Below are 26,000 nucleotides of genomic sequence, written 5' to 3' on the forward strand. Positions count from 1 at the left end.
TGAACCGCCGGCCCTCGCACCAGCGCAGTGGGTGTATCGGAATGCTAGATGGCGACCGCGCAAGAACCTTGCTTCTGCGTGCCAGCGACTGGCCGCTGCGCGCCACCTGTGCAGGCCGGGACGCTCGCTGGGTAAAGTCAGGGAAAACGCGGATAGCCGCATGCGATGGGCAGGGGGTCGGGGATGGAAGCGCAGAAGGAACAAGGCACCGAACCGGTCTTCAGGTGGTCGACGGACCAGCTGCCACCGTCCCAGCGGCTGGACGCCTACGTGGGCAACATCTGTGAGCGGTTCATCCACGTCACCACGTCGTCCCGGGAGGTGGTGGACTTCCACTCCGAGCTGGCGGTGCGCCAGCTGGGGCCCCTGTCCGTCGCCTACATGGGCGGCTCAAGCCAGGACGCCTTCCGCACCGTGCGTGACATCGCACGCAGCACCGACCAGAGTTACCACCTCGTCATCGGCCACGGCCCATGGCGGCTGCGCCGGCCCAGCGAGGAACTGCTGCTGACCGCCGGCGACCTGGTGCTGATCGATTCGCGGTTCGAGCAGTCGGCCCACTGGCCCAGCGGCTGCACGGCGCACAACGTCAAGATCCCGTTCGAGTGGCTGGCAGCCTGGGTGCCCGAGCCGCGCAAGCTCGTGTGCCAGCGCATGGACGGCAGCGCCCCGTGGGGCCGATTGCTGGCCCAGTACGTGGCGCAGCTGGCGCCGCAGCTCGCGGACAAGCCGCTGCCGCTGTCCAACCAGATGCTGGCAGACCAGGTCGGCGCCCTGCTGTCGCTGGCGGCCACCGAAGTCGCACCGGCGGCTTCGGCGCCTGCGCGCACCTATCCCGAGCTCCAGGCACGCATCGTCGATGCGATCCGCGAACGCTGCAGCGAGCCTGCCCTGGAGGCACTGGACATCGCACGGCAGGTCGGCGTGTCCGTGCGGACGCTGCACCGTGTGCTGAGCGCCGGCGCCCTGACCTTCGGCCGCCTGCTCATCGACGCACGTGCCGACGTCGCCCGCCGCATGCTGGAGGCGCCGGGCTTCGACCGGCTCTCGCTGGAGGAGATCGGCCAGCGCGCCGGGTTTTCCGACGCCTCGCACTTTTCCCGCGTCTGCAGCGCCCGTTTCGGCCACACGCCCAGTGCACTGCGCAAGCTGCGCCCGGGCACCTGAGCGCTGCATTGGCCGATGCCGTCGCCTTCCATGCTGCAAGCCATCGTCTACACCAGCGTCAGCGTCCAACCGATGACGGACTTCATGCTGGAGACTCTCCTGCTGGAAGCTCGGCGCCTCAACCTGGAAAGCGGCGTGACCGGTGCGCTGATCTACAGCGCGGGAACGTTCATGCAGTACTTCGAAGGCGAGCCCCTTGCCATGGCCGAGACCTATGCGCGCATCCGGGGCAGCCGCCAGCACACCCGGGTCACGGAGATGCTGAACGAGCCGATCGCCGCCCGGGCCTTCCCGGACTGGCAGATGGCGCTGGCGCAGCCCGCCCGCTCGGAACCGCTGGCCCTGGCCACCGCGGACTGGGTGCTGCGCAACAGCCTCAGCGTCGCGCATGCGCCGGTGGGCCTGGCGATGCTGCGCAGCTTCTGGAGACGCCGGCCACCGCCCGACTGAGCTGTCGCGGCCGGGTCATTCCGGCGCTTCGGCGCCGTCCGTTGGCGAGGTGAGCGCCGGCGACCCGTCGGCGTGGTGCGCGGCGTCGTCCTCCATCCGGTAGCCGGCCGGCACGAGCGGCAGTTCCATCGACAAGACGCTGCCCTGCCCCGGCGCGCCGTGCACGCTCACCGAGCCGCCCTGCGCCTGCACCAGCCGCCGCGCCAGCGCCAGGCCCAGGCCGGTGCCTTCGAGCCGGCGGCCCGCGCTGTCCTCGGCAAACGCCTCGAACACGCCGGGCCATCGTTCGGGCGCGATGGCGGGCCCGCTGTCCTGCACCGCCAGCTGGAAGCGCTCGCCGCTCTGCAGGCGCACGCGGACCTTGACATGGCCTGCAACGGGCGACGCCTGCAGCGCATGGTCCAACAAGCCGGCCAGCGCCTGCTTCAGCCGCGGTGCATCGAGCACCACCGGCGGCAGCCCGGGCGGCACGTCCACCAAGACCACCAGGCGCTTGCGTGCGATGCGGGTGTGCAGCACGTCCACCACGCCGGCAATCAGCGCCCGCAGGTCCACCCGCTCGGACGCCAGCACGCAGGCGCCCGCCTCCACGCGCGACAGGTCGAGCACGTCGTTGATCAGATGCAGCAACTGCAGCCCGCGGTCGCGGATGTGTCCCAGGTAATGGGTGCGCCGAGGCGAGTCCGCCGGCACCACGCCGGCCGCCAGCAGGTCGGCAAAGCCGATCACCGCGTTCAGCGGCGCGCGCAGCTCATGCGACAGCGTGGCCAGGAAGACGTTGCGCGCCTGGACCTCCTGCCGGATGCGCTGGTTCTCGACCTGCAGGGCCCTGGCCGTCTCGCGCGCCTGCGCCAGCGCGGCAGCGAGGCCGGCCGCCTGATGAACGGTCACTGGCCGTGGCGGCGCGCGCCGCAGCCTTGCTGCGATCTTCCGCCGGCGGCGCTTGCGGGGAGGAGCACTCTCACTGGCAGACATGCCGGCTCGCGGCAATCGAGGTGCCCGAAGTTGGTGCGCAGATCAGCGCTGCCGCAGCGCGGCGACGAACGCCTCTCGCTCGAAAGGCTTGTGGATGAGCGTGACCTCCGTCGGCAACTGCCCATACTCCGCCAGTTCCTTCGGCGACTTGGCCGACACCGCGACCAGCAGCCGGGGCCGTGTGGCCGCATCGGCCAGCACGTTGCGGATCAGCTCGAAGCCGTCCATGTGCGGCATGTGCACGTCGGTGATGACGATGTCGGGCGCATGGCGGGCGATCATGACCAGGCCCTGGAAGCCGTTGCCGGCCACCTGCAGCTGCGCGCCGGGCAGCGCCACCTGCACCAGCATCGCGATCAGCTCCCGGTCCAGCGGATCGTCGTCCACGATCACCACCCGCAGCGGCCGGGGCGCGGCAGCGCGGGCCGGCATGCCGACCGCGGCATCCACCGCCGCCGCCGAAGCGCCCATCGTCTGCTCATGCTGCTCGAACAGCAGCTCGGCGCTGCGGCCGTCGATGCGGCGATGGCCGCCGGGTGTCTTCCAGGCCTTCAGCCGGCCCGAATCGACCCAGCGCTGCACCGTCTGCAACGAGACGCCCAGCCGCCTGGCGACGTCGACCGTCGAGTAGGAGCGCGCTGCTTCGTTCATGGCGGGATCTTAGGGGCCCCTGCTGCAGTGCAGCGTGGCTGCGCCCCGGCAGCGCTTCAGCCGGCAGCGTGCGTGGCTTCGCCGGGCTGCAGCGTGAACACGCCCACCGCCTCCACCAGGCGCGCCGCCTGCTGGCTCAGGCTGTCGGCCGCGGCCGCGCTTTCCTCCACCAGCGCGGCGTTCTGCTGCGTTACCTGGTCGAGCTGGCTGACCGCATCACCGATCTGGCCGATGCCTTGCGTCTGTTCCTGCGTGGCGCTGCCGATGTCGGCGATCAGGTCGCTCACACGGCGTACCTGCGACACGATGTCATCCATCGTGCGGCCGGCCTCGTCCACCTGCTGGCTGCCCGCCTCCACCTTCTCCACGCTCTCGGTGATCAGCGACTTGATCTCCTTGGCCGCGCCGGCCGAACGCTGGGCCAGGGTGCGCACCTCGGAAGCCACCACCGCGAAGCCGCGGCCCTGCTCGCCGGCCCGCGCCGCTTCCACCGCGGCATTCAAGGCCAGGATGTTGGTCTGGAAAGCGATGCCGTCGATCACGCTGATGATGTCCGCGATCTTGCGGCTGGAGGCGGTGATGCCCTCCATCGTGCGCACGACCGCGCTCACCGCCTCGCCACCCTGGCCTGCCGCCACGGTGGCCGCGGTGGCCAGTTGCGTGGCCTGCTGGGCGGTGTCGGCATTGGTCTTCACGGTGGCGGTCAACTGCTCCATCGAGGCCGCGGTCTGCTGCAGGTTGCTGGCCTGTTCCTCGGTGCGCTGGCTGAGGTCGGCATTGCCGGTGGCGATCTGCGAAGAGCCGGTCGCGATGCTGTCGCTGCTGGCGCGCACCTGGCTCACCACGCGGATCAGCGATTGCTGCATGTGGGCCATCGCCGTGACCACGCTGCCGTCGGTGGCACGCGAGGTGTCGATGCGGGTGGTGAGGTCGCCGGAGGCCACCGCATTCGCCACGCGGGCCACGTCCGCCGGCTCGCCGCCCAGTGCACGCGTGATGCCGCGGGTGATGAGCGCGCCCACCACCGCGCCGCACAGTGCGCTGGCCACCGTCAGCAGGCCCATCACCAGGCTGACCGTCTCGTACAGCTGCGTTGCGTCCTGCGCGGTGCGGGCGCCGTTCGCCTCCTTCAGCTTGGTCAGGGCGGTGAGCTGGTCGTCCACCTGCTTGTTGGCCTGCTTGGTGGCCAGGTCCAGCTTGGCCAGCTCGGCGTCGGGCGCCAGCAGCGCCTTGCCGGTGCTGGCCGCCATGAAGGCCTCGGCCGCCGGCACGTAGAGCTTGATCATGCCGTCCAGCCGGTCGAATTCCTGCTGGCCCTGGGCCGTGGTGAACAGCGGGCGCGCCTTCTCCAGCCACGCCTGCATGGTGTCCACCGACGCCTTGAAGGTGGCGCGGGCGCCGGCCCGGTCCGCATCGGTGGTGGCCAGCGAGAACTGGCCGCGCGCCCGCGCGGCATAGATCAGGTTGATGTTGGCTTCCTTCACGTGCGAGATGCCGAGCAGCTCCTGGTCGTACAGCGTGCCGTTGACGCCATTGAGCCGCTGCAGGCCATAGATGCCGAAGGCCGCCACCAGGGCACCCATGAGCACCAGGACCGTGAAGGCCAGCATCAGGCGGGCGCCGAGACGAAGATTCTTGAACACGAGTACTTCTCCATTGGGGCCGCAGGGCACGGCCGCTGGCAGGACTTCGGCATCCAAAACATCCAACTGAAGATAAATAATCGATTTGGGTGTTTTGGAAGCCGGGCGCGATGTCGCGCCAGGCAGGTGGCGATCGGGTGACGCGCCTGAATCAGGCGGAGCGGCGCAGCTTGACGGCCGGGAAATCGACCGGCACGGCGAAGGCGACGTTCACGTAGTTGGTGAACAGGTTGAGCGCGACGTGGGCCAGGATTTCGACGATCTCCTCGTCGCTGAAGCCCTGCGCACGCAAGGCCTGCACGTCGGCATCCGCGACCTGGCCGCGGTCGTTGACGAGCTTGAGCGCGAAGCGCAGCGCGGCCTGCGTCCGCGCATCGGCGGACTCGCCGGCCTGCGCCTGCTGCATCTCCTCCGCGCTGGCGCCGGCCTTGCGCCCGAGGGCGGTGTGGGCGGCCAGGCAGTACTCGCAGGCATTGCGGTCGGCCACGGCCACGGCGATCTGCTCGCCGAGCTTGGCCGGCAGCACGCCGCCGCCCAGGGCACCGAAGGCCGACCACATGCTCTGGAGCGCTGCCGGTGAATTGGCCACCGCACGGAACATGTTGGGCGTGGCGCCGAAGGTGCCGTGGATGGCGTCGAGCAAGGCCTTGCGGTCGGCGGTGGTGGCCTGGCGGTCGACGAGGGAAATGCGGTTCATGACGGTTCCTTGAAGTTGAGGTGGCTGGGCGCGGCGCCGATGTGGTGCTGCGCTGGACCACAGTGTCTTGCCGGCACCTGTATGATTCGATGCATTCCGTCCAGTAAAGCATCCATTCCGTCCAGTCCGCACGCCATGGCATCCATATCAACGCAGCCGGTGGACCGGTTGTCCGGCCTGCTGGAACGCTTCCGGGTGCATGCGCACCTGTTCCACGCAGGCCCCCTGTGCGGCGTGACCCACTTCGACGCCCAGGAGGGGCGTGGCTTCCTGCATGTGCTGCGCCGGGGCGAGATGGTGGTGACGCACCGGCCGCGCAGCGGCGCGCCCCGCCGCATCCAGGTCACGGAGCCGACCCTGCTGCTCTACCCGCGCCCGCTGGAGCACCAGTTCCACAACGCGCCCACGGAAGGCTCCGATTTCGTGTGCGCCACCGTGGATTTCGAAGGCGGTGTGCGGCATCCGGTGGTGGCGGCCCTGCCGCCGGTGGTCGTGCTGCCCCTGCATGCCGTGGACGGGTTGGAACAGACGCTGGCCCTGCTGTTCGCCGAGACCGAGCAGGTGCGCTGCGGTCACCGGCTGCTGGCCGATCGCCTGTTCGAGGTGCTGCTGCTGCAGTTGCTGCGATGGCTGCTGGATCATCCGGCCGAAGCCGGCATCACCGAGGGCATCCTCCACGGCCTGGGCCATCCCAAGCTGGCCCGCGCGCTGACGGCCCTGCACGACAAGCCCGGCGCGGACTGGGCGCTGGAGTCCATGGCGCAGGCGGCAGGCATGTCGCGCAGCGCCTTCGCCGCGGCGTTCAGGCAGCAGGTCGGCATCACGCCGGCCGACTACCTGCTCCGGTGGCGGGTGTCGCTGGCGCAGTCGATGCTGCTGGCGGGAAGCTCGATCAAGCGGGCCAGCGACGAGCTGGGCTATGCCAGCCCGGCATCGTTCTCCCGTGCCTTCATGCAGGCGGTGGGTGTGTCGCCCCGGGCATGGCTGCAGGGCCGGCAGGCTTGAGCGGCGGCGGGCCAGCTCTCTCGGGACGGGGCCGAAATGCCCTAACCTGTCCTTCCCGGCGCCGACGCGCAGCGTGATGGATCAGCAGGAGCCCGACATGTCGAAACTGGACAAGGACGCCGACCTTCAGGAGCCGGCGGCCCAGACCCCGGAGGAAGGCGCCGCGCCGAAGGGCGCCGCACGCCCCAAGGCCGAGACGCGTGCCTGGGCCGCCGTCAACAAGCTTGCCGGCGGCAACAAGAAGTTCGACGCGCGGCGCAAGGTGCCTTCCGGCCCGCTCGGCGGCTCAGGCCGCAAGACCAACCTGTCGCGCTCCTCCTGAGCCGGGCCGGCTGCCGGCCTGGCCCGTCAACGGGAGGGCACGAAGCCTGCCTCGGTCAGCCGCATCGCCGCCAGGTCCAGGCCCATGCGGCCGGCGCCTTGCTGCACCGCCCGGGCCAGTGCACGAAGCTGGCTGGCGGACCCCTGGTGATGGTCGACCGCGGCGTCGATGAACATCACCTGGACCAGCAGCGCCTCGGCGAACTCCTGCTTGGCCGCGTCGCTCGCCCCCGCGATGCCCGGCGTGGCCATCAATGCCCGCGCCGCCTGCTGGCGCACGGCGCTGGCCGTGGCGCGGCTGGGTGTCGGATTGATGCCCTGGGTGGCATTCCAGGCGGAGATCCACCACAGCGCATAGGTGTCGGCCAGGTCATCGATGCGCAGCCCGATGGGCCGGATCATCGGCGCCACCTTCTCGATGACGTCCTCGGACGCGAACAGCCGTTCCAGCCCGCTGGCGTTCTCCGGGTCCACGCGCCGGGTCTTCTCCACGAAGGCCGCCAGGTTCTGCTGCCGCCGTGCCTTGGACGGTGCAAAGCGCAATGCGGCAGACGCTTGCTCGCCCGCGCCGGAAGGGCCGGCCGCCCCGCCCTGCGCGGCCACCGGCGCGCGTTGTTGCATCTGTTCACGCAGCACCAGGCCCAGGGTGTCGGTGCCGGTGATGGAGGGCGTGATGGTGCTCCAGCCCATGTTCTGGGCCGCAGCCGGCAGCGCCAGGGTGGCGGCCAGCCACAGCGCAGCCCAGGCATGGTGTCGGCGAGAGGACTTCAACAACATCTCCTGACGGGGTACACGTGCCAAGCCGCCAAGTGTGCCCCGCTTCCAGGGGTTGTCCGCGCCGAAGCGGCCCGCTACAAGGGTCCACCACTGCTCAGGCATCCATGCCGAAGACGATGACAAAACAGGTGGAACAGACGGAACGCCAGCAGGCGCTGGCGCGGTACGCCATCCTCGACACCGACCGCGAGGATGTGTTCGACCAGGTGGTCCGCATCGCCGCACGCGAACTGGATGCGCCGATGGCGCTGGTGAGCTTCGTCGACGACAAGCGCCAGTGGTTCAAGGCCGAGTACGGCTTCGGCACGCGCGAGACCGGGCTGGACAAGAGCATCTGCGTCAAGGCCATCGAGCACGAGGGCGTGTTCGTGGTGCCCAATGCCGAGCACGACCCTCGCGTCTGCGGCAATCCGCTGGTGATCGGCGAGCCGGGCATCCGCTTCTATGCGGGCGCGCCGCTGATGTCGCGCTGCGGCGTGGCGGTCGGCATGATCTGCGTGCTCGACACCCAGGTGCGGCCCGGCATCACGCCGGCCCAGCAGGCGTGCCTCGAACGGCTGGCCCAGGCAGTGGTCACCCTGCTGGAAAGCCGGTGCCCGCCGGCCGCCGCCGCGGCCGAAGTGATCGGCTGAGGCCGCCGCGGCAGCGCCCTGGGTGCCGACAACGCACCGATACTGGCTCGATGCACGAGATCGAGCAGATCCTGGTCCTCTTCCTCGCAGCGGTGGTGCTGGCAGCGGCCGCGCGGCGCGCCGGGGCGCCGTACCCGGTGTTCCTGGCCATCGGCGGCGCGCTGCTGGCCTTCGTGCCCGGTGCGCCCAGCCTGCACCTGCCGCCCGAGCTGGTGCTGGCGCTGTTCGTCGCGCCCATCCTGGTGGACGCCGGCTACGACGCCTCGCTGCGCGACCTGCGCGACAACTGGGCGCCGCTGGTGGGCCTGGTGCTGGTGGCGGTGGTGCTGACCACGGCGGCGGTGGCGGTGGTGGCGCACACGCTGATGCCCACGCTGCCCTGGGCGGCCGCCGTCGCGCTGGGGGCCATCGTGGCGCCACCCGACGCGGTGGCGGCCACCGCGGTGCTCAGACCGCTGCGGCCGCCGCACCGCATCCTGGCCATCCTGGAAGGCGAGAGCCTGCTCAACGATGCCAGTGCGCTGCTGATCTACCGGCTGGCCGTCGGCGCGGTGGCCGCCGGCGGCTTCTCGATCCAGGCGGTGGCGCCCACCTTCCTGCTGGCGGTGGTGGGCAGCCTGATCGCCGGGCCGGCACTGGGCTGGCTGGCCCAGCAGGTGCTGGTGCGGGTGCGGCACATCCCCACGGCCATCATCCTGCAGTTCGTCTGGACCGTGGGCGTGTGGCAGCTGGCCGAGCATGCGGGGCTGTCGGGCGTGCTCACCACCGTGTGCTTCGCGATGACGATGGCGCAGCTCGCGCCGGCCACCATTCCCGCGCGCATCCGCATCCCGACCAATGCGGTCTGGGCCACGGTGGTGTTCGCGCTCAACATCTTCGCCTTCATCTTCATCGGCCTGCAGATGCGGCCGATCTGGATGGACATGGCCCGTGCCCCGCTGCAGCAGTACCTCACGGTGGCCGCCGCGGTGCTGGCAACGGTGATCGGCGTGCGCATCGCCTGGCACATGACCTTCAATGCGGCGGTGCGCTGGCACAACCGGCGCCGGGGCTTCAGCCCGCCGCGGCCGATGCTGCGCCCGACGGTGGGCAGCGGGCTCGTCATCTCCTGGGCCGGCATGCGCGGCGTGGTCACGCTGGCGGCGGCGCTGGCGCTGCCAGCCGACTTTCCGTCGCGCGACCTCATCGTGCTGACCGCGTTCCTGGTCGTCTTCGGCACCCTGATGATCCAGGGCTTCACGCTCAAGCCGCTGCTGCGCGCACTGAAGCTGCGCGACACCGACCCGGTGGCCGTCGAGGAAGCCCGCGGCCGCGAGCGCATGCTGCAGGCGGCCTTCGCCACGCTGCCCGCGGCCCCGTCACCGGCCATCGAGCTGGTGCGCAAGAACCTGAAGATGCAGCTCGGCCGGCCGCTGCATGACGGCAGCAGCCCGTTCACCGCCTTCGGCGTCGACTATGACCGCCACTACTTCGCCGCCGTGGCCGCCGCCCGCCAGACGCTGCTGGCCATGCGCAAGTCCGGCGACATCGGCGACGACGCCTTCCACACGCTGGAGAACGACCTGGACTGGATGGAGGTATCGGATCCGCTGCGGGCGGCCAATGCCGACGCCACCGGCTAGCAATCGCTCCCTGGCAAGCCCTCTTGCCTGCGGCCGCCGGGCCGCCTTCAATCGCCGGGGTGACAACACCGGTCGTGACCATGCGCTCCTTTGCTGGCGAGCTGGCGGATCTGCACCGCCTGGCCGCCACCACCGCCGCCCAGGACTTTCCGGCAGAGCTGATCGGGCACCTGCGCCGCTGGATCGGCTTCGACGGCGCGGTGCTGGGCACCGGCATGCCGGCGGACGACACGCTGCGCATCGCCACCGCCACGGTGCACGGGCGCGACGAGGCCATCCTGCAGGAGTACGCGGCCGTCTCCCACGAAGACCCGGTGACGGCCGCCTTCCTCGGCCGCCCGGGCCACCCCATCGCCGTGGATGCGGGCACGACCTACGCCGGCCCGCAGCACGGCGTGATGGCACGCTTTGCGCGGCGCCATGACCTGCGCCACCTGCTGCTGTGCGGCGATGCACCGCAAGGCGACGCGCCGATGCGGTGGATCGTGCTGTACCGCGGCACGCGCGAGGGTTTCGACCGGCAGGCCATGGCCCGCATCGGCGCCGCCTGGGCGCATGTGAGCTGCGCGCTCGACCTCCAGCGGGCGCAATGGAACCAGCGCCCCGCGCTGCCGGAACCGGTGCGCGCACTGGCGCTGGTGGATGCGGGCGGCAGCTACCACGCCGCCGATCCGCTGTTCCATGAGCTGATGGCCCGCGAATGGCCGCAGGCCGGCCACCTGCACCTGCCTGCGGTGGCCAAGGCGGCCATGGCGGGCGGCATGCCGTTTCACGGCCAGGCGATCACGCTGTCGTCTCGCCGGCTCGGCGTGCAATGGCTGTGCGAGGCGCAGGCGCGCCGCAGCGGCGCAGCGCTGTCGCCGCGGGAGCAGGCCGTGGCGGGCCTGTTCGCCAGCGGGCGCACGCACAAGGAAGTGGCCAAGGCGCTGCACACCTCGCCGCATACCGTGCGTGCGCAGCTCGCCCAGGTCTATCGCAAGCTGGGCATCCAGGACAAGACGGCGCTGGTGCGCTGCCTGGCCGCACAGGGCGAGGACGCCAGCTTGTCTAGTCAGGTACCGCGATCGTCCCCGGCCCCACGCTGATGGTGTCGGCGGCCGCCGGCGTGGCCGCGATGGGCGGCAGCTGGGCGTCCGACAGGGTGGCGGCGGCCGAGGCGCGAGCCGTCGCGCGCACCACCTGCGAGGGCGGCAGCGCAGCGCCGGTGGTGAGCCGGCTGTGCATCAGCTCCAGCGACCGCCGGCCATAGACCAGCAGCGGCACCATCACGCGGGGATAGAAGGTGACCAGCGCATCGAAATGGTTGGCATCGGTCACCTCGTAGTAGCGCAGGTCGGACGCCGCATCGGCGCGGCGGTTCAGCGCCGCATAGGGGCGTGCCGCATGGTTCACCGGCAGCAGCGTGTCGGCACGGCCCTGCACGATGATGGCCGGCTTGCCGCGCAGGTTGCCGGTGACCCGCACCTCCGCCAGGCCGGTGCGCACGCGGGCCGCCACCGCCTGCTCGGCCGCGGAGATCGGCGTGCGGCCCACGGCCGCGCCGGTCATCAGCCGGCGCAGGCACAGCGCACCGTCGACGTTGTAGTCGGCGCGGCCGGTGCTGGCGCTGACCGACACCGTGTCCTTGGCCGGGCCGCCCACCGCCTGGTCGTTGACGATGGTGATCGGGCCGGCCGGCAGCCCCGAGCCGGTGCCCCAGAAGGACTTCAGGGCCGCTTCGGCCGGTGTGCCGGGCGTGGTGGCGCCCACGCCGCCCACGCTGTAGCCGCACAGCGGCTCCGTGACCGCGGCCCGCGCATAGGCGCTGGCATAGGACATCGCCACCAGGTTGGTGAACTCGAAACCGTAGTGGCTGTCGTGCAGCCGGTCGGATTCCGGCTCCCAGCCGTAAGCCCGCAGCCGCGCCAGCGCATCGGTGGCCTGCGCATCCAGCGTGGCGCCGGCCACCAGCCCATGCTGCGCCAGCGCCGCACAGCGGGCCGCCGCCAGCGGCGCGGCGACGAAGGCGGTGCCGTCGCGGATGGCCGGCGCCTGCGTGGCGCAGGGCTGGTAGAGGTTGGCGAAGGTGAAGTAGTCGAACAGCGGCCGGCCCGCCACCGGCACCACCACGTCGCCGCGGCGGACGGTCAGGCCGGCGTCGTCCGGCAGGTTCACCTGCGGCTCGGACACCGCCACGCCGCCGATCAGGCCTTCGGTGTCCTGCTCGGCCGCACGCAGCGCGGCGCCACCGCCGTTGGAGATGCTGGAGGCGATGACCACCGTGTTCTTCGGCGTGAAGCCGGCCTGCGGGAAGCGCTGGTTGAGCACGTAGAGCGCCACCTTGATCGACTGCAGCGTGTAGGCGCCCCAGTCCTTCTCGGGGTTCTGCCGCGAGTGCAGCTGCTTGACCGCAAACCGGTTCGGGAAGGCGGCGCGGTAGGCGGCGAGGTCGTCGCCGAGCAGGTTGGCGTTAAACACCAGGTCCTGGCGCTGGCCGGCGGCCACCAGGCTGCCATCCGTCGCGTAGGCACGGTCGCGGTTCAGGTCGTGCACGCCCACGCCGGTGCCCTTGTCGGTGTAGGCCACCGCGCAGCCCTTGCCGAGCGCCCATTCGCCCACCGTCGGCACCTCGGCATAGATGCCGCGCGAGCCGCTCGAGGTGGCGGTGACGATGCACGGCCGGGCCGGATCGAAGTGGCTGGGCACCTGCACCGCCATGGTCACGTTCTGGCGGCCGCTGCCGTCGTCGGACACCGCGATGTACTCGCTGCCCTGGTTGGCCCGCGGGTCCAGTACGCCGAAGTACACGCCGAAGCCGCCGCCGGCGCTGAGGTCGTCGAGGCCGGCGTACGAGGCGTGGATCTGCAGCGTGCGCAGCGTGGCGGCGGTGGGCTCGCCGGCCGGGGCGGCATAGGCCAGCAGCGCCGGCAGGTCGGCCGCATTGCCGGTGACCAGGCCCGCCGTGCGGCCGTCGAAGTCGATGCGCCGCGGCTCGGCGGCGAGGAAGGCCGGCCGCTGCGCGTAGGCGTTGGACGGCGCATCGTCGCTGCCGCCGCAAGCCGGCAGCAGCACCACCGGCACCAGGCCGGCGAGCAATGTCTTTCTCAAGGGAACCTCCGTGGCACCGGGGCCGGGCGGCCCTGCTGCTGCACAGGCTAGGTGCCGTGCCCGCGCGGCGCCATAGCGCAAATGCACTAGGCAGCCGGTTGCCGCCACCCGCGGACCGGCCCGGCTTCAGCGCGGCGCGGCGGAGGCGGCGGCCGCAGCCGGCATCGGGCTGGGATCGACCGCCCAGGGCGCCCGCGCGAAGTGCGCGGCCAGGTAGTCGATCAGCACCTGCACCCGCGCCGGCCGGCCGCGGCCGGGCGGGGTGACGATGTGCAGCGCGATCGGCGGCACCTGCCACTCCGGCATCGCCTCCTCCAGCAGGCCCGAGCGCAGGTCTTCCCAGGCCAGGAACTCCGGCTGCAGCGCCAGGCCCAGGCCGGCCCGCAGCGCGGGCGCCAGCGCCTCCGCGTTGTTGACGCGCAGCGCCGTGGGCACCACCTGCGAGAACTCGCCGCGCCGGGCATGCCGGAAGCGCCAGGCCTCGCCCAGGCGCGTGTGCACGTAGCGCAGCGCGCGGTGCGTGGCCAGCTCGCGCGGATGACCCGGCCTTCCGTGCTGCTCGAAGTAGGCGGGCGCGCCCACCAGCAGGATGCGCACCGCGCACAGCCGCCGCGCCAGCAGGCTGGAATCCGGCAGCGCCGAGATCCGCAGGGCCACGTCGAAGCCCTGCGCCACCACGTCGATGAGCTCGTCGCTGAAGTGCAGGTCCAGCATCACCTCCGGGTGCTGCGCCATGAAGGCCGGCAGCGCCGGCCCCAGGTGGCTGATGCCGAAGGACATCGGCGCGGCGATGCGGATGGTGCCGCGCAGGTGCTCGGACTGCTCGGTCACCTCCGCCTCCACCGCCTCGCCCTCGGCCAGGATGCGCGAGGCGCGATCGAGCGACGCCTCGCCGCTGGCGGTGAGCGACATGCGCCGCGAGGTGCGGTGGAACAGCGTGGTCTTCAGCCGCGCCTCCAGCCGCGTGATGGCCTTGGAGACGGTGGGCTGCGAGATCGCGAGGTCGGCCGCCGCCTTGGCGAAGGAGCCCGTCTCCGCCACCTTGGCAAAGATGGCCCAGGCTTCCAGATCAGGCAGCTTGCTCATGCAACTTTCGGAATCGATGGTTTTCCATCTTTTCTATTCTCTTATCGATCACCGACTCCTAAAGTCTCTCCATCGCAACACGAACCGCCCGGAGAAACACCATGATCGACCGCAGACCCTTCGATGCCCTTGGCGGCGCCAACCATGGCTGGCTCGATGCCAAGCACCATTTCTCGTTCGCCGACTACCACGACCCTGCCCGCATGGGCTGGGGCGCGCTGCGGGTGTGGAACGACGACACCATCGCCCCGGGCACCGGCTTCCCGCCGCATGCCCACGCCAACATGGAGATCATCACCTACGTCCGCGAAGGCGCCATCACGCACCAGGACAACCTGGGCAACAAGGGCCGCACCGAGGCGGGCGACGTGCAGGTGATGAGCGCCGGCACCGGCATCCGCCACGCCGAATACAACATGGAGCCGGGCGTGACCAAGATCTTCCAGATCTGGATCCTGCCCGACGGCCGGGGCGAGCCGCCGTCCTGGGGCGCCAAGCCCTTCCCGAAGGGCGAGCGCTCGGGCAGCTTCGTGGCGCTGGCCAGCGGCCTGCCGGGCGACGCCGACGCGCTGCCGATCCGCACCAACGCCCGGGTGCTGGGCGCCACGCTGAAGGCCGGCGAGAGCACCGAGTACCGCCTGGGCAAGGACCGCCGCGGCTACCTGGTGCCCGCCAGCGGCGAGGTGGAGGTGGACGGCGTGACGCTGAAGGCCCGCGACGGCGCGGCCATCAGCGACGTCGACACCATCCGCGTCACCGCGCTGGCCGATGCCGAACTGGTGCTGGTCGATTCCGCACCCTGATCCCGCCGGGCCCGGCCGGGCCCGGTCCCTGCATTCCCGTTCCCGCCACCACTGACCCAAGGAGTACCCCGATGAGCCTCACCGCCACCCCCACCCCCGGCGCCAAGCTGCTGACCCCGCACGACCACACGCTGGTGATGATCGACTTCCAGTCGCAGATGGCCTTCGCCACGCATTCGATCGACCCGGTTCAGCTGCGCTCCAACGCCGGCCTGGTGGCCAGCGCCGCCGCGGGCTTCGGCGCCTCCACCATCCTCACCACGGTGGCCGAGAAGAGCTTCTCCGGCCCGATGTTCGAGGAGGTCACCGCGCCCTTCCCCGGCCAGCCGCTGCTGGACCGCACCTCGATGAACACCTGGGAGGACGCCGCCGTCATCGCCCGCATCAACGAGATCGGCAAGTCGCGCATCGTGCTGGCGGGCCTGTGGACCAGCGTGTGCATCGTGGGCCCGGCGCTGTCGGCGCTGGACCAGGGCTTCGAGGTCTACGTGATCGCCGATGCCTGCGGCGACATCTCCACCGAGGCGCACAACCGCGCGATGGACCGCATGGTCCAGGCCGGTGCGCAGCCGATCACCGCGCTGCAGTACCTGCTGGAGATGCAGCGCGACTGGGCCCGCACCGACACCTACGACATGACCACCGGCATCGCGAAGAAGTTCGGCGGCGGCTACGGCATCGGCATCACCTACGCCAAGACGATGTTCGGCGCACACGAAGGCTGAGCCCGACGACCCCGACCACCACCGCACCCAGGAGACGCCGCGATGGCCGACAGCAAGCACCCCGACCTCATCCTCCACCGCGGCCTCTTCACGACGCTGGACCGCGCCAGGCCCACGGCCAGCGCCGTCGCCATCCAGGACGGCCTGTTCGTGCGCGTGGGCAGCGACGCTGAGGTGATGGCCCTGGCCGGCCCGAACACCCGGGTGATCGACCTGCGCGGCAGGCGGGTGCTGCCCGGGCTGATCGACAACCACCTGCACATCATCCGCGGCGGGCTCAACTACAACCTGGAGCTGCGCTGGGACGGCGTGAAGAACCTGGCCGACGCGATGCGCATGCTGCGGCAACAGGTGGCCGTCACGCCGGCGCCGCAGTGGGTGCGGGTGGTGGGCGGCTTCACCGAGCACCAGTTCGAGGAGAAGCGCCTGCCCACCCTCGACGAGCTGAATGCGGTGGCGCCCGACACGCCCGTCTTCATCCTGCACCTGTACGACCGCGCGCTGCTCAACGGCGCCGCGCTGCGCGCCGTGGGCTACGACCGCGACACGCCGGCCCCGCCCGGCGGCGAGATCATGCGCGACGGCGCGGGCAACCCCACCGGGCTGCTGCTGGCCAAGCCCAATGCGTCCATCCTCTACGCCACACTGGCCAAGGGCCCGAAGCTGCCGCCGGCGTACCAGCTGAACTCCACGCGCCACTTCATGCGCGAGCTGAACCGCCTGGGCGTCACCGGCGCCATCGACGCGGGCGGCGGCTTCCAGAACTATCCCGAGGACTACCAGGTGATCCAGCAGCTGGCCGATGCCGGGCAGCTCACCATCCGCCTGGCCTACAACCTGTTCACCCAGAAGCCGAAGCAGGAGAAGGAAGACTTCCTGAACTGGACGGCCACCTCGCGCTACAAGCAGGGCACCGACTACTTCCGCCACAACGGCGCGGGTGAGATGCTGGTGTTCTCGGCCGCCGACTTCGAGGACTTCCGCCAGCCGCGGCCCGACATGGCGCCCGGGATGGAAGGCGACCTGGAAGAGGTGGTGCGCATCCTGGCGCAGAACCGCTGGCCCTGGCGCATGCATGCCACCTACGACGAGACCATCAGCCGCGCGCTGGACGTGTTCGAGCGCGTGGACCAGGACGTGCCGCTGCAGGGCCTGAACTGGTTCTTCGACCACTGCGAGACCATTTCCGAACGGTCGATCGACCGCATCGCCGCGCTGGGCGGCGGCGTGGCGGTGCAGCACCGCATGGCCTACCAGGGCGAGTACTTCGTCGAGCGCTACGGCCCCGGTGCGGCCGAGGCCACGCCGCCGGTGAAAAGGATGCTGGAGATGGGCGCCAAGGTGTCGGCCGGCACCGATGCCACCCGCGTGGCCTCGTACAACCCGTGGGTGTCGCTGTCGTGGCTCATCACCGGCAGGACGGTGGGCGGGATGCAGCTCTATCCGCAGCGCAACTGCCTGGACCGCGAGACCGCGCTGCGCATGTGGACCGAGCACGTGACCTGGTTCAGCAACGAGGTGGGCAAGAAGGGCCGCATCGAGGTGGGCCAGTTCGCCGACCTGATGGTGCCCGACCGCGACTTCTTCGCCTGCGCCGAATCGGAGATCGCCGACACCAGCGCGCTGCTGACCGTGGTCGGCGGCAAGGTGGTGTACGGCGCGGGCGAGTTCGCCGCCCACGACGACAGCGCGCCGCCGCCGGCGATGCCCGACTGGTCGCCGGTGCGGCGCTTCGGCGGCTATGGCCACTGGGGCGAGCAGGACGGCGCACCGCTGCAGGCGGGCCTGCAGCGGTCGGTGCTGCGCCATGCCGCGGCGGCCTGCGCCTGCGCCAACGACTGCAAGCTGCACGGCCACGCACACGCCACCGCCTGGAGCAGCCGGCTGCCCATCGCGGACCTCAAGGGCTTCTGGGGCGCGCTCGGCTGCGCCTGCTGGGCGGTGTGATGGGCCCGGCGCTGGAAGCCTTGCGCCACGGCTTCGTGTCGCCGGCAGTGCACTGGCTGGCACTGCTGCTGCTGTGCGGCGCCTACCTGCAGGGTGCCGTGCACAAGCTGCGCCACTTCGAAGGGGCCATCGCCGAGATGCGCCACTTCGGGCTGGCACCGGCGGCGCCATGGGCGGTGGCCACCATCGGGCTGGAGATCGGCGCCTCGGCACTGGTGCTCACCGGCTGGCACCGCTGGCTGGGCGCGCTGCTGCTCGGCGGCTTCACGGTGGTGGCCAGCTTCCTGGCCGACCGCTTCTGGGTGGCCACGGCGGCGCAGCGCCTGCCGATGGCCAACGCATTCTTCGAACACTGGGGCCTGGCGGGCGGGTTCATGCTCGTCGCCTGGCTCGACCTGGGAGGCCATCTTGGCGTCTGAGCACGAACATCATCACGCGGCAGCGCCCGCGCCTGCACCGACGGCAGCGCCCGGCGGCAGCTTCGCGCCGCTGCGCCAGCCGGTCTTCGCCGTGCTGTGGACGGCCACCGTGCTGGGCAACATCGGCAGCTTCATGCGCGACGTGGCCAGCTCCTGGATGGTCACCGAGCTGTCGGCCAGCCCGGCCGCCGTGGCGCTGATCCAGACTGCGGCGACGCTGCCCATCTTCCTGCTGGCCATTCCGGCCGGCGTGCTGTCGGACATCCTCGACCGCCGCCGCTTCCTGATCGGCGTGCAGGTCCTGCTGGCGCTGGTCAGCGGCTGCCTGCTGCTGCTGGCGCGGACGGACACGCTCACCGTGGAGTACCTGGTCGCGCTCACCTTCGTCGGCGGCATCGGCGCGGCGCTGATGGGCCCGACCTGGCAATCGATCGTGCCCGAGCTGGTGCCGCGGAGCGACCTGAAGAACGCCGTCGCCCTCAACTCCCTGGGCATCAACGTGGCGCGGGCGCTGGGCCCGGCGGCCGGCGGCCTGCTGCTGGCCAGCTTCGGTGCCGCGGCGGCCTATGGCGCCGACGTCGTGAGCTACCTGGTCGTCATCGCCGCGCTGCTGTGGTGGAAGCGCCCGGCGCCGGTGGACAGCGGGCTGTCGGAGCAGTTCCTCGGCGCCTTCCGGGCCGGCCTGCGCTATGCGCGCGCCAGCCGCGAGTTGCATGTGGTGCTGCTGCGCGCCGCCGTGTTCTTCCTGTTCGCCAGCTCGGTGTGGGCGCTGCTGCCCCTGGTGGCGCGCAAGATGCTGGGCGGCACCGCGGGCTTCTACGGCGTGATGCTGGGCGCGGTGGGCGCGGGCGCCATCGTGGGTGCGCTGCTGCTGCCCCGGCTGCGCCAGCGCCTGGATGCCGACGGCCTGGTGCTGGCGGCCTCGCTGCTGAGCGCGGGCGTGATGGCGGCGCTGTCCTTCGCGCCGCCGCAGGCGGTGGCCATCGGGCTGATGCTGCTGCTGGGCATGGGCTGGATCACCGCCCTCACCACCTTGAATGGCGTGGCCCAGTCGGTGCTGCCGAACTGGGTGCGCGGCCGCGGGCTGGCCATCTACCTGATGGTGTTCAACGGCGCGATGGCCGGCGGCAGCCTGGCCTGGGGCCTGGTGGCGCAGGAAGCCGGCCTGGCGGCCACGCTGCTGGGCGCCGGTGCGGCGCTGGTCGTCATCGCGCTGGTGTTCCATCGCGTGAAGCTGCCCACCGGCGAAGCCGACCTGCAGGCCTCCAACCACTGGCCCGAGCCGATGCTGGCCGAGCCGGTGGCCCACGACCGCGGGCCGGTGGTGGTACAGGTCGAATACCGCATCCGCAAGCACGACCTGCCCGCCTTCCTGCAGGCGATGAAGCAGGTGGCGCAGGAGCGGCGGCGCGACGGCGCCTATGCCTGGGGCGTGGCCGAGCACACCGGCGAGCCGGAGCGGGTGATCGAATGGTTCATGGTGGAGTCCTGGGCCGAGCACCTGCGCCAGCACCAGCGGGTGTCCAAGGCCGATGCCGACATGCAGGCCCAGGCGCTGCGCTTCCACATCGGGCCGGAGAAGCCCGCGGTGCATCACTTCCTGGCGCTCGACCTGAAGGACGGCCGGGCCTGAGGCAGCGCCGCCCGTCTCAGGGCGCCAGGGCCTGCGCCAGCGCGGCGTTGAAGGCCTCGGCGCGTTCGTACTGCACCCAGTGCCCGGCGCCGGGAATGAACACCAGCGAGCCGGCCCGCGGCGCCTGCGCCATCGCATGGCCGATGACCGCGGTGCGGCCGCGGTAGAGCACGTCGTGCTCGCCCCAGATGCCGTTCACCGGGCAAGCCACCGCCGGCAGGGTGCGCAGCAGCAGGTCGCCGCGCATCAGGCGGCGGCGGCGCAGGCGGTCGCGCTCGATGTTGGCCGCATGCAGCCGAACCGCCGTGTCGTCGATGGCGGCGGCGTCGTGCAGCATCAGCGTGGCCAGGTTGTGGCGGTGCACCGCATCGCGCCGGGGGCCGGGCGGCTGGGCATCCCAGGCCCGCAGCGGCAGCGGCGCCATCGGCTGCGGGCTCAATGCGGGCGCGCCCACCAGCACCAGCCGCTGCAGCCCCGGCAGGCCGGCGGCGGCCATCAGCCCGGCGACCAGGCCGCCGAACGAGAAGCCCACCAGCCACAGCGGCTCGTCCGGCAGCAGGCGCTGCAGGCCTTCGGCCAGCCAGTGCGGCAGCACGTCGGCATCGTGGCCGTCGGGCGGCGCGGCGGAATCGCCGAAGCCGGGCATGTCCGGCGCCACCACGCGCCAGCCGGCCGCACGCAGCGCACCGATGTTGCGCAGCCAGTGGGTCCAGCTGCCCGCGCCGCCATGCAGCAGCACCACCACCGGCCCGGTGTCGCCCCACAGGTGCCACACCACGTGGCCCTCGCCGCAGGGCGTGTGCGCCACGCGGGCCGCGGCCTCGAGCGCATGCAGCGCCTGAAGCCCGTGCACGGGCGGGGGCGTCGGCGTCACTCCACCATGCCCTTCTCGACGTTCGGATCGAGCAGGTCGCGGTCGTGGTGCGAGGGCAGCTCCATCAGGCGGCGGCGTCCGCGGCTCCACAGCGCCATGTCCTCGTCGGTATGGAACACCTGCTCGGCCGGCATCTTCGGCCACGCGTCGATGCGCAGCCACATGCGCAGCAGGTGTCGGCGCTTGGGCAGCTCCTTGTGGTCCTCGTAGTCGGTGCGGCCGTGGACCATGATGCGGTTGTTCAGGAACTGGATGTCGCCGTCCTTGAAGCCCATGTCGAGGTAATGCTCGGGCGAGGCCGAGGCCTTGCGCACCACGTACAGCGCTTCCGATTCCTCGGGCGTGAACGGGCGCTGGCCACTTTTTTCGGCCAGGCGTGCATAACCGGTAGGCAGGTAGCAGGTCACCTCGCCATTGTCGCCGTGGAAGAAGGGCACCTTGCGTTCGCTGTAGGTGCGCGTGGCGCGGCGGCCGTCCTCGTCGGTGCGCTTGAGGTACAGGCCCTCGGCCAGCACCTTCAGCAGGTCGGGCCGGTGCTCGAGCATCCAGTTGTGCACCGTCAGCGCGCTGGAGATGCGGCTCTCGCCGCCCGAGATGGCGGTGCGCAGGCACATCAGGCCGATGATGTCGCACGAGTCGGTGTGCATGAGCTGGCCGCCGCCCTTGCGGTAGCCGCGGGACTTGGGCTCCAGGTCGCTCACGTCCACCACGTGGCCGATCAGGTCGCCGAGGTACGACTGGGTCATCGGCCGGCCGACGTAGCAGCTCAGGCCGAAGTACACCCGCGCCATGTCGTCGTCGGAGTAGCGCTCGCGCGGCAGGCCGCGCAGCATCAGGAAGCCGCAGCCGTTGCGCAGCCGCTCGGGCAGCGAGCGCATCAGCGTGGCCACCTTGTCCAGCGGGAAGTTCTCGGGCGTGATGTCGGGGAAGTCCACGTCGCCGAGGGACAGCAGGTGTGCCAGCGCGGCGTCGATCTCCTGCACTTCCTCGGGGCTCAGCACATGCAGGCCCTGCTGCGTCCAGTCGATCTCCGGGCCCTTCCAGGCGCCGGGGGCGACGATGGGATGTCCGATGCGGTTCATGTCAGTCCTCAGGTTGCGCGGCCGCTTCAGGCCGTGGGGGATGTCGCCTGCGCCGCGGGCTGCGGCCGGGCCGGCTTCTCGACGATGGCGCCGGCATTCAGCAGCCGCTCGTACTCGGCCGTGCCCAGCAGCGGCAGCAGCAGCTCGCGGTTGTGCTCGCCGATGTGCGGCGCCGGGCGACGGAAGCCGCCGGGCGTGGCGCTCATGCGCGGCGTCACGTTGTGCATGGGCACGAAGCCCAGGTCCGCGTCCTCCACGTCGACCAGGCTTTCGCGCTCGATCACGAAGCGGTCCTGCGCCAGCTGGGCGGCATCGAAGATCGGGCCGATGGTCACCTGGGCCTGCTCGAAGAAGGCCAGGTTCTCCTGCAGCGTCCTGCCGCGGATGAAGCCGCCGACGATGGCGTCGATCTCCTCCACGTGCGCCAGCCGGCCGCGGGCGGTGGCGGTGCGCGGGTCCTGCGTGATGTCGGGCCGGCCGATGGCCTGGAACAGGCGCGCGGCCATGGTCTCGGTGGAGGTGGACAGGCACACCCACTGGCCGTCTCGGGTGGGGTAGGCATTGCGTGGCGCCGTGGTGCTGGAGCGGCTGCCGGTGCGCGGCTTCACCTGCCCGGTGAAGCGGTGGTTGGCTGCCTGCGGGCCGAGGATGGACAGCATCGGCTCGAACAGCGAGAGGTCGATCACCTGGCCCTGGCCGCCATTGGCCCGCACCTCCCACAGCGCCATCATCGTGGCGCTGGCGCCGTACAGGCCGGTGGTCATGTCGCCGAGGAACATCGGCGGCAGCACCGGCTCGCGGTCGGCGAAGCCGTTCATCGCCGCGAAGCCCGAATAGCCTTCCACCAGGGTGCCGAAGCCGGGGCGCTCGCGGTAGGGCCCGGTCTGGCCCCAGCCCGACAGCCGCGTGATCACCAGCCTGGGGTTGAGCGCCAGCAGCACGTCGGGCGCCAGGCCCATCTGCTCCAGCACGCCGGGGCGGAAGCTCTCCACCAGCACGTCGGCGGTGGCGGCCAGCGCCTTCACCAGCGCGATGCCCTCGGGACGGCGCAGGTCCAGCCCCACGCTCTGCTTGTTGCGGCCGTAGGTCTTCCACCAGGTGTCGAAGCCTTCGGCGCGGAAGTTGCGCAGCGTGTCGCCGGCGGGCGGCTCGATCTTGACCACCTGCGCGCCGAAGTCGGCCAGCTGCAGCGTCATCATGTTGCCGGCCACCAGGCGCGACAGGTCGATCACCCGCAGGCCGTGCAGCGGGCCGCGCCGGGCGGGATCGAAACATTGCTTGTGCAGGCCGGTCATCGGTGGTTTCTCTTGAAATAGACAGCGTGTCTATTTCAGAAGTCTAACGACGGTGCCCGGCTTGTCAACGGCCGGCCGTGAAGGCGCAATGGGCTTAGCATCACGGCCCACACGAGGAGCCCATGCCTGCCGAACCCCTGACCGAGAAGGAAGCCGCCGAACCCGGCGTGGCCGCCGTCAACCGTGCGCTGACCATCCTGCAGGCCTTCGAGCACAGCGTGGACGGCATGACGCTGACCGACCTGATGAAGGCCACCGGCCTGTACCACAGCACCATCCTGCGGCTGTGCGAATCGCTGGAGCACTACCGCTACCTCAAGCGGCTGGACGACGGCCGCTACATGCTGGGCTCCACGCCGTTCTACCTGGGCATGATCTACCAGGCGCAGTTCCGGCTGCAGGACTACGTGCTGCCGGTGCTGCGCGAGCTGACCAAGGCCACGCACGAGACCTCGGCGCTGTACGTGCGCGACGGCGATGCACGGGTGTGCCTGCACCGCGTGGAGCTGCCGCGCCGGGTGCGCATGAACGTGCCGGAAGGCGACCGGGTGGAGCTGCAGCGCGGCGCGGCCGGCAAGGTGCTGCTGGCCTTTGCCGACGAGCCCGGCAAGGCCTACGACGACATCCGGGCGGCACGCCATGCGGTCTCGCAGGCCGAGCGCGATTCGGAAAGCGCGGCCATCGCCTGCCCGGTGTTCGCCGGCCGGCAGCAGCTGGTGGGTGCGCTCTCGCTGGGCATTCCGCTGTACCGCTTCAACAGGTCGAAGTACGCCGAATGCCTGCCGCTGGTGATGGCCGCGGGCCGCCGGCTCACCTCCGACCTGGGTGGCGACCCGGCCTTCTTCGATGCACCCGCCGTGCCGCTCAAGGGGCTGAAGGTGCCGGCCGGCTGAGCCACTGCGCCTGGCGCGCCAGCAGCCGCTGCGCGCGCTCCACGATGGGCTTGTCGACCATGCGCCCATCCAGCCGGAAGGCGCCCTGGCCCTGGGCCGCCTGCCGCTCGTTCTCGGCAACCACGCGACGCGCCCAGTCCAGCGCCTCGGGCTGCGCGCCGTACTCCTCGTTGACGATGGCCACCTGCCGCGGATGGATGCAGGTGGCGACCTCGAAGCCGAAGCGCCGCGAACGCCGCACCATCGCGCGGAAGCCCTCCTCGTCGTCGAGCGAGGCCACGCTGCCGATGAAGCCCATGGGCAGCACGCCGGCCGCGCGCGCGGCCAGCACCATCTGCTGCTTCGGCGCCAGCAGGGTGTCGTCGCCGGCCTCCATGCCGGCGTCCAGCGCGAAGTCCTCGCTGCCCAGGGCCAGGGCCACCACCCGTGGCGAGGCCTCGGCCAGCTCGCGCATCGCGAGGAAGGCCGACACCGTCTCCACCAGCAGCACGAAGCCCACCTGCCCGGCGGGCAGGCCTTCACGCGCCTCGCATTCGGTCACCAGTTCGTCGAACAGCCGCACATGCGAAGCGCCGTCCACCTTGGTGATGGTCAGCGCCTTGAGCTGCGGGCACACCGCGGCCTCGATGTCGCGCACGGCCAGCGACAGCGGCCGGTTGATGCGCACCAGCACGTCGGCTCCGGCCTGCGCCACGATGGCGGCCGCCTGGCGCAGGCCGTCGCGCGCGGCGGCCTTCTCGGCCGCTGGCACGCTGTCCTCCAGGTCCAGCTGCACCGCGTCGGCCCCGCGGCGGTGGGCGCTGGCGATGAAGCGCGGCGCATGCGCCGGCACGTACAGCACCGAACGCCAGGCAGGCAGGACGCGGCTCATTCGGCGGTGATGTTGCGGTCCTTGGCCAGCTTGCTCCACTTGCCCACCTCGGTGGCCACGAAGCTGGCGAACTGGTCGGCGGTCATGGTGCCGGCCTCGGTGCTCTCGCGGGCATACAGCTCGCGCAGCTCGTCGGTCTGGCCGGCGGCGCGGATCTCCGCATTGAGCTTGTCCACCAGGGCCTTGGGCGTCTTGGCGGGCGCGAAAACGCCCCACCAGGCTTCCACCGCAAACCCCGGCAGCGATTCGGCCACGGTAGGCAGGTCGGGCGCGAACTTCGAGCGCTGGGCCGAGGTCACCGCGATCGGCCGGATGGACCCGGCCCTCAGCGGACCGTTCACCGAAGCGGCGGTGGTGACCATCATCTCGACGTTGCCGCCGATCATGTCGGACACCGCATTGGAGATGCCCTTGTACGGCACATGCTGCACCTGGGTGCCGGCCATCGCGTTCAGCAGCTCCGAGCCCATCTGACCCACCGAGCCAATGCCCGCGGAGCCATAGTTCATGCGGCCCTTGCTGTCCTTGGCGGCGGCCAGCAGCTGCGCCGTGGTCTTGAACGGCGTCTGGCTGCTGACCACCAGCAGCATGGGCCCGCGCGAGACCAGCGCCACCGGCGCGAAGGACTTCAGCGGGTCGTACGGCAGCTTGGGCTGCACCGCGGCATTGGTGCTGAAGCTCACCGACGTGAGCAGCAGCGTGCCGCCGTCGGGCTCGGCCCGCGCCACCATGTCGCTGCCAATGGAGCCGCCCGCGCCGGGCTTGTTGTCCACCACCACGGTGACGTTGAACTTGCTGGCGATGCGCTGGCCGATGGCCCGGGCGAACAAGTCGTTGCTGCCGCCGGCGCTGAAGGGCACGACGATCCTGACCGTCTTCGGCAGCTCGCCCTGCGCGGCCGCCGGCCCCGCCGCGAGCCACGCCAGGCCTGCGGCCACCAGGGCGCCACGCGCCATCACGTTCCAGGACCACCGCTGCATGACGTCTCCTTGACTGACCGGCCTACAGAAATAGACATGATGTCTGTTCCTGGTCAAAGTATAGGTGCCGGTGCCCTGGCAGGGCTACCAAGGGCAAACGCCTACCCGCCGGGCGGCAGGGTGAACCTGGCGTGGTCAGGTCACAGCCAGGCCCAGATGCGGCGCAGCCAGGCGGGCGGATGGAAGCGGTGCGGGCGGGGGCTGTAGAGCTGGCGGTAGGCGGCAGTGGTCATGCGTATCTCCTTGCGGACCACTGTATAGGCATACAGCACTCGCTGCAAGAGCGCTTTTGCGCGGCCCCGCCAGCCCCCGGATTGGTGGCCCCCGTGAACAAGTTGGCGGGGGCCCGGCGGCGTGAATCCTTC

The 26,000-nt window shown here is 71.1% G+C and carries 25 protein-coding genes and 1 pseudogene; 13 read left to right on the forward strand and 13 right to left on the reverse strand.

The window, feature by feature from the left end; all coding sequences use genetic code 11:
- Positions 1–183 precede the first annotated feature (183 nt).
- Both LRS14_RS25860 and LRS14_RS25865 read left to right on the forward strand, forming a co-directional pair.
- Positions 184–1,167 (forward strand): helix-turn-helix domain-containing protein, encoded by a 984-nt coding sequence (locus tag LRS14_RS25860; protein ID WP_257801648.1) that lies wholly within the window; start codon positions 184–186, stop codon positions 1,165–1,167.
- Between the two features lie 15 nt (positions 1,168–1,182).
- Positions 1,183–1,617, forward strand: a complete 435-nt coding sequence (locus LRS14_RS25865) for a BLUF domain-containing protein (RefSeq protein ID WP_052736349.1) — start codon at positions 1,183–1,185, stop codon at positions 1,615–1,617.
- 15 nt (positions 1,618–1,632) lie between these two features.
- Here LRS14_RS25865 and LRS14_RS25870 read toward each other — a convergent pair whose 3' ends face one another.
- From LRS14_RS25870 to LRS14_RS25885, 4 genes are all read right to left on the reverse strand, one after another.
- On the reverse strand, positions 1,633–2,508 hold the full coding sequence (locus LRS14_RS25870; RefSeq protein ID WP_257801649.1) for a sensor histidine kinase KdpD: 876 nt from the start codon (positions 2,506–2,508) through the stop codon (positions 1,633–1,635).
- A 126-nt stretch (positions 2,509–2,634) separates the two neighbouring features.
- Entirely contained in the window at positions 2,635–3,243 is a 609-nt protein-coding gene (locus LRS14_RS25875; protein ID WP_257801650.1) for a response regulator, read from the reverse strand.
- 56 nt (positions 3,244–3,299) lie between these two features.
- Entirely contained in the window at positions 3,300–4,886 is a 1,587-nt protein-coding gene (locus tag LRS14_RS25880) for a methyl-accepting chemotaxis protein (RefSeq protein WP_257801651.1), read from the reverse strand.
- A 151-nt stretch (positions 4,887–5,037) separates the two neighbouring features.
- Positions 5,038–5,583 carry a carboxymuconolactone decarboxylase family protein gene (locus LRS14_RS25885; RefSeq protein ID WP_257801652.1) on the reverse strand — a complete coding sequence of 182 codons (546 nt, stop codon included), beginning with the start codon at positions 5,581–5,583 and terminating at the stop codon, positions 5,038–5,040.
- Between the two features lie 135 nt (positions 5,584–5,718).
- Between LRS14_RS25885 and LRS14_RS25890 the strand changes: the two genes are divergently transcribed.
- Positions 5,719–6,588, forward strand: coding sequence for an AraC family transcriptional regulator (locus LRS14_RS25890; RefSeq protein ID WP_257801653.1), 870 nt, complete (start codon positions 5,719–5,721; stop codon positions 6,586–6,588).
- Positions 6,589–6,685: 97 nt separating this feature from the next.
- Positions 6,686–6,910 carry a hypothetical protein gene (locus tag LRS14_RS25895; protein ID WP_257801654.1) on the forward strand — a complete coding sequence of 75 codons (225 nt, stop codon included), beginning with the start codon at positions 6,686–6,688 and terminating at the stop codon, positions 6,908–6,910.
- A 26-nt stretch (positions 6,911–6,936) separates the two neighbouring features.
- Here the strand turns inward: LRS14_RS25895 and LRS14_RS25900 are convergent, their stop codons facing one another.
- Positions 6,937–7,680, reverse strand: a complete 744-nt coding sequence (locus LRS14_RS25900; protein ID WP_257801655.1) for a DUF6683 family protein — start codon at positions 7,678–7,680, stop codon at positions 6,937–6,939.
- A gap of 122 nt (positions 7,681–7,802) precedes the next feature.
- Here LRS14_RS25900 and LRS14_RS25905 point away from each other — a divergent pair, with 122 nt between their 5' ends.
- The 3 genes from LRS14_RS25905 to LRS14_RS25915 all read left to right on the forward strand — a co-directional run bounded on the left by LRS14_RS25905 (position 7,803) and on the right by LRS14_RS25915 (position 11,025).
- Positions 7,803–8,318, forward strand: a complete 516-nt coding sequence (locus LRS14_RS25905; RefSeq protein ID WP_257801656.1) for a GAF domain-containing protein — start codon at positions 7,803–7,805, stop codon at positions 8,316–8,318.
- A 50-nt stretch (positions 8,319–8,368) separates the two neighbouring features.
- A complete protein-coding gene (locus tag LRS14_RS25910; protein ID WP_257801657.1) occupies positions 8,369–9,940 on the forward strand; it encodes a sodium:proton antiporter in 1,572 nt (523 codons plus the stop codon).
- An 80-nt stretch (positions 9,941–10,020) separates the two neighbouring features.
- Positions 10,021–11,025, forward strand: coding sequence for a helix-turn-helix transcriptional regulator (locus tag LRS14_RS25915; protein ID WP_257801658.1), 1,005 nt, complete (start codon positions 10,021–10,023; stop codon positions 11,023–11,025).
- Here LRS14_RS25915 and LRS14_RS25920 read toward each other — a convergent pair.
- From LRS14_RS25920 to LRS14_RS30810, 3 genes and pseudogenes are all read right to left on the reverse strand, one after another.
- Positions 10,988–13,027: a D-(-)-3-hydroxybutyrate oligomer hydrolase gene (locus LRS14_RS25920; protein WP_257801659.1), complete on the reverse strand. Its 2,040-nt coding sequence runs from the start codon at positions 13,025–13,027 to the stop codon at positions 10,988–10,990. The genes LRS14_RS25915 and LRS14_RS25920 overlap by 38 nt on opposite strands.
- 126 nt (positions 13,028–13,153) lie before the next feature.
- Complete coding sequence (locus tag LRS14_RS25925; protein WP_257801660.1) at positions 13,154–14,113, reverse strand: LysR family transcriptional regulator; 960 nt, start codon at positions 14,111–14,113, stop codon at positions 13,154–13,156.
- A pseudogene (locus tag LRS14_RS30810) lies at positions 14,097–14,168 on the reverse strand (hypothetical protein); the annotation flags it as partial. The gene LRS14_RS25925 and the pseudogene LRS14_RS30810, both read right to left, overlap by 17 nt.
- Positions 14,169–14,214: 46 nt before the next feature.
- Here LRS14_RS30810 and LRS14_RS25930 point away from each other — a divergent pair.
- The 5 genes from LRS14_RS25930 (at position 14,215) to LRS14_RS25950 (ending at position 19,640) form a co-directional block, all read left to right on the forward strand.
- Complete coding sequence (locus LRS14_RS25930; protein ID WP_046113678.1) at positions 14,215–14,916, forward strand: pirin family protein; 702 nt, start codon at positions 14,215–14,217, stop codon at positions 14,914–14,916.
- Between the two features lie 71 nt (positions 14,917–14,987).
- A complete protein-coding gene (locus LRS14_RS25935) occupies positions 14,988–15,641 on the forward strand; it encodes an isochorismatase family protein (protein ID WP_046113677.1) in 654 nt (217 codons plus the stop codon).
- Positions 15,642–15,683: 42 nt separating this feature from the next.
- The gene (locus LRS14_RS25940; RefSeq protein WP_257801661.1) at positions 15,684–17,588 is read left to right on the forward strand and encodes an amidohydrolase; all 1,905 of its coding nucleotides are present in this window, start codon (positions 15,684–15,686) and stop codon (positions 17,586–17,588) included.
- Positions 17,588–18,007 carry a DoxX family protein gene (locus LRS14_RS25945; RefSeq protein ID WP_046113675.1) on the forward strand — a complete coding sequence of 140 codons (420 nt, stop codon included), beginning with the start codon at positions 17,588–17,590 and terminating at the stop codon, positions 18,005–18,007. The genes LRS14_RS25940 and LRS14_RS25945 overlap by 1 nt, the downstream gene beginning before the upstream one ends.
- The gene (locus LRS14_RS25950) at positions 17,997–19,640 is read left to right on the forward strand and encodes an MFS transporter (RefSeq protein ID WP_257801662.1); all 1,644 of its coding nucleotides are present in this window, start codon (positions 17,997–17,999) and stop codon (positions 19,638–19,640) included. The genes LRS14_RS25945 and LRS14_RS25950 overlap by 11 nt, the downstream gene beginning before the upstream one ends.
- Before the next feature lie 16 nt (positions 19,641–19,656).
- Here LRS14_RS25950 and LRS14_RS25955 read toward each other — a convergent pair whose 3' ends face one another.
- Genes LRS14_RS25955 through LRS14_RS25965 form a run of 3 tightly spaced genes read right to left on the reverse strand, consistent with a single transcriptional unit; the run spans position 19,657 to position 22,891 of the window.
- Positions 19,657–20,514 (reverse strand): alpha/beta fold hydrolase, encoded by an 858-nt coding sequence (locus LRS14_RS25955; protein ID WP_257801663.1) that lies wholly within the window; start codon positions 20,512–20,514, stop codon positions 19,657–19,659.
- Complete coding sequence (locus tag LRS14_RS25960; RefSeq protein WP_046113672.1) at positions 20,511–21,596, reverse strand: TauD/TfdA family dioxygenase; 1,086 nt, start codon at positions 21,594–21,596, stop codon at positions 20,511–20,513. Before LRS14_RS25960 ends, LRS14_RS25955 begins: the two co-directional genes overlap by 4 nt.
- Positions 21,597–21,622: 26 nt before the next feature.
- On the reverse strand, positions 21,623–22,891 hold the full coding sequence (locus LRS14_RS25965; protein ID WP_257801664.1) for a CaiB/BaiF CoA-transferase family protein: 1,269 nt from the start codon (positions 22,889–22,891) through the stop codon (positions 21,623–21,625).
- Positions 22,892–23,013: 122 nt separating this feature from the next.
- Here LRS14_RS25965 and LRS14_RS25970 point away from each other — a divergent pair, with 122 nt between their 5' ends.
- On the forward strand, positions 23,014–23,784 hold the full coding sequence (locus LRS14_RS25970) for an IclR family transcriptional regulator (RefSeq protein ID WP_257801665.1): 771 nt from the start codon (positions 23,014–23,016) through the stop codon (positions 23,782–23,784).
- Here LRS14_RS25970 and LRS14_RS25975 read toward each other — a convergent pair.
- Positions 23,756–24,655, reverse strand: coding sequence for a CoA ester lyase (locus LRS14_RS25975; protein ID WP_257801666.1), 900 nt, complete (start codon positions 24,653–24,655; stop codon positions 23,756–23,758). The two genes, LRS14_RS25970 and LRS14_RS25975, sit on opposite strands and share 29 nt — an antisense overlap.
- Entirely contained in the window at positions 24,652–25,635 is a 984-nt protein-coding gene (locus LRS14_RS25980) for a tripartite tricarboxylate transporter substrate binding protein (protein ID WP_257801667.1), read from the reverse strand. Before LRS14_RS25980 ends, LRS14_RS25975 begins: the two co-directional genes overlap by 4 nt.
- Between the last annotated feature and the right edge of the window lie 365 nt (positions 25,636–26,000).

This window comes from Aquincola sp. J276 (assembly GCF_024700035.1).
In the GTDB taxonomy this organism is placed as follows: Bacteria; Pseudomonadota; Gammaproteobacteria; order Burkholderiales; family Burkholderiaceae_C; genus Aquincola; species Aquincola tertiaricarbonis.

Coding starts and splice junctions, on each gene's coding strand:
- LRS14_RS25860 (WP_257801648.1), top strand. CDS start 184: ATGGAAGCGCAGAAGGAACAAGGCACCGAACCGGTCTTCAGGTGGTCG.
- LRS14_RS25865 (WP_052736349.1), top strand. CDS start 1,183: ATGCCGTCGCCTTCCATGCTGCAAGCCATCGTCTACACCAGCGTCAGC.
- LRS14_RS25875 (WP_257801650.1), bottom strand. CDS start 3,243: ATGAACGAAGCAGCGCGCTCCTACTCGACGGTCGACGTCGCCAGGCGG.
- LRS14_RS25885 (WP_257801652.1), bottom strand. CDS start 5,583: ATGAACCGCATTTCCCTCGTCGACCGCCAGGCCACCACCGCCGACCGC.
- LRS14_RS25890 (WP_257801653.1), top strand. CDS start 5,719: ATGGCATCCATATCAACGCAGCCGGTGGACCGGTTGTCCGGCCTGCTG.
- LRS14_RS25895 (WP_257801654.1), top strand. CDS start 6,686: ATGTCGAAACTGGACAAGGACGCCGACCTTCAGGAGCCGGCGGCCCAG.
- LRS14_RS25905 (WP_257801656.1), top strand. CDS start 7,803: ATGACAAAACAGGTGGAACAGACGGAACGCCAGCAGGCGCTGGCGCGG.
- LRS14_RS25910 (WP_257801657.1), top strand. CDS start 8,369: ATGCACGAGATCGAGCAGATCCTGGTCCTCTTCCTCGCAGCGGTGGTG.
- LRS14_RS25915 (WP_257801658.1), top strand. CDS start 10,021: ATGCGCTCCTTTGCTGGCGAGCTGGCGGATCTGCACCGCCTGGCCGCC.
- LRS14_RS25925 (WP_257801660.1), bottom strand. CDS start 14,113: ATGAGCAAGCTGCCTGATCTGGAAGCCTGGGCCATCTTTGCCAAGGTG.
- LRS14_RS25930 (WP_046113678.1), top strand. CDS start 14,215: ATGATCGACCGCAGACCCTTCGATGCCCTTGGCGGCGCCAACCATGGC.
- LRS14_RS25935 (WP_046113677.1), top strand. CDS start 14,988: ATGAGCCTCACCGCCACCCCCACCCCCGGCGCCAAGCTGCTGACCCCG.
- LRS14_RS25940 (WP_257801661.1), top strand. CDS start 15,684: ATGGCCGACAGCAAGCACCCCGACCTCATCCTCCACCGCGGCCTCTTC.
- LRS14_RS25945 (WP_046113675.1), top strand. CDS start 17,588: ATGGGCCCGGCGCTGGAAGCCTTGCGCCACGGCTTCGTGTCGCCGGCA.
- LRS14_RS25960 (WP_046113672.1), bottom strand. CDS start 21,596: ATGAACCGCATCGGACATCCCATCGTCGCCCCCGGCGCCTGGAAGGGC.
- LRS14_RS25965 (WP_257801664.1), bottom strand. CDS start 22,891: ATGACCGGCCTGCACAAGCAATGTTTCGATCCCGCCCGGCGCGGCCCG.
- LRS14_RS25970 (WP_257801665.1), top strand. CDS start 23,014: ATGCCTGCCGAACCCCTGACCGAGAAGGAAGCCGCCGAACCCGGCGTG.
- LRS14_RS25975 (WP_257801666.1), bottom strand. CDS start 24,655: ATGAGCCGCGTCCTGCCTGCCTGGCGTTCGGTGCTGTACGTGCCGGCG.
- LRS14_RS25980 (WP_257801667.1), bottom strand. CDS start 25,635: ATGCAGCGGTGGTCCTGGAACGTGATGGCGCGTGGCGCCCTGGTGGCC.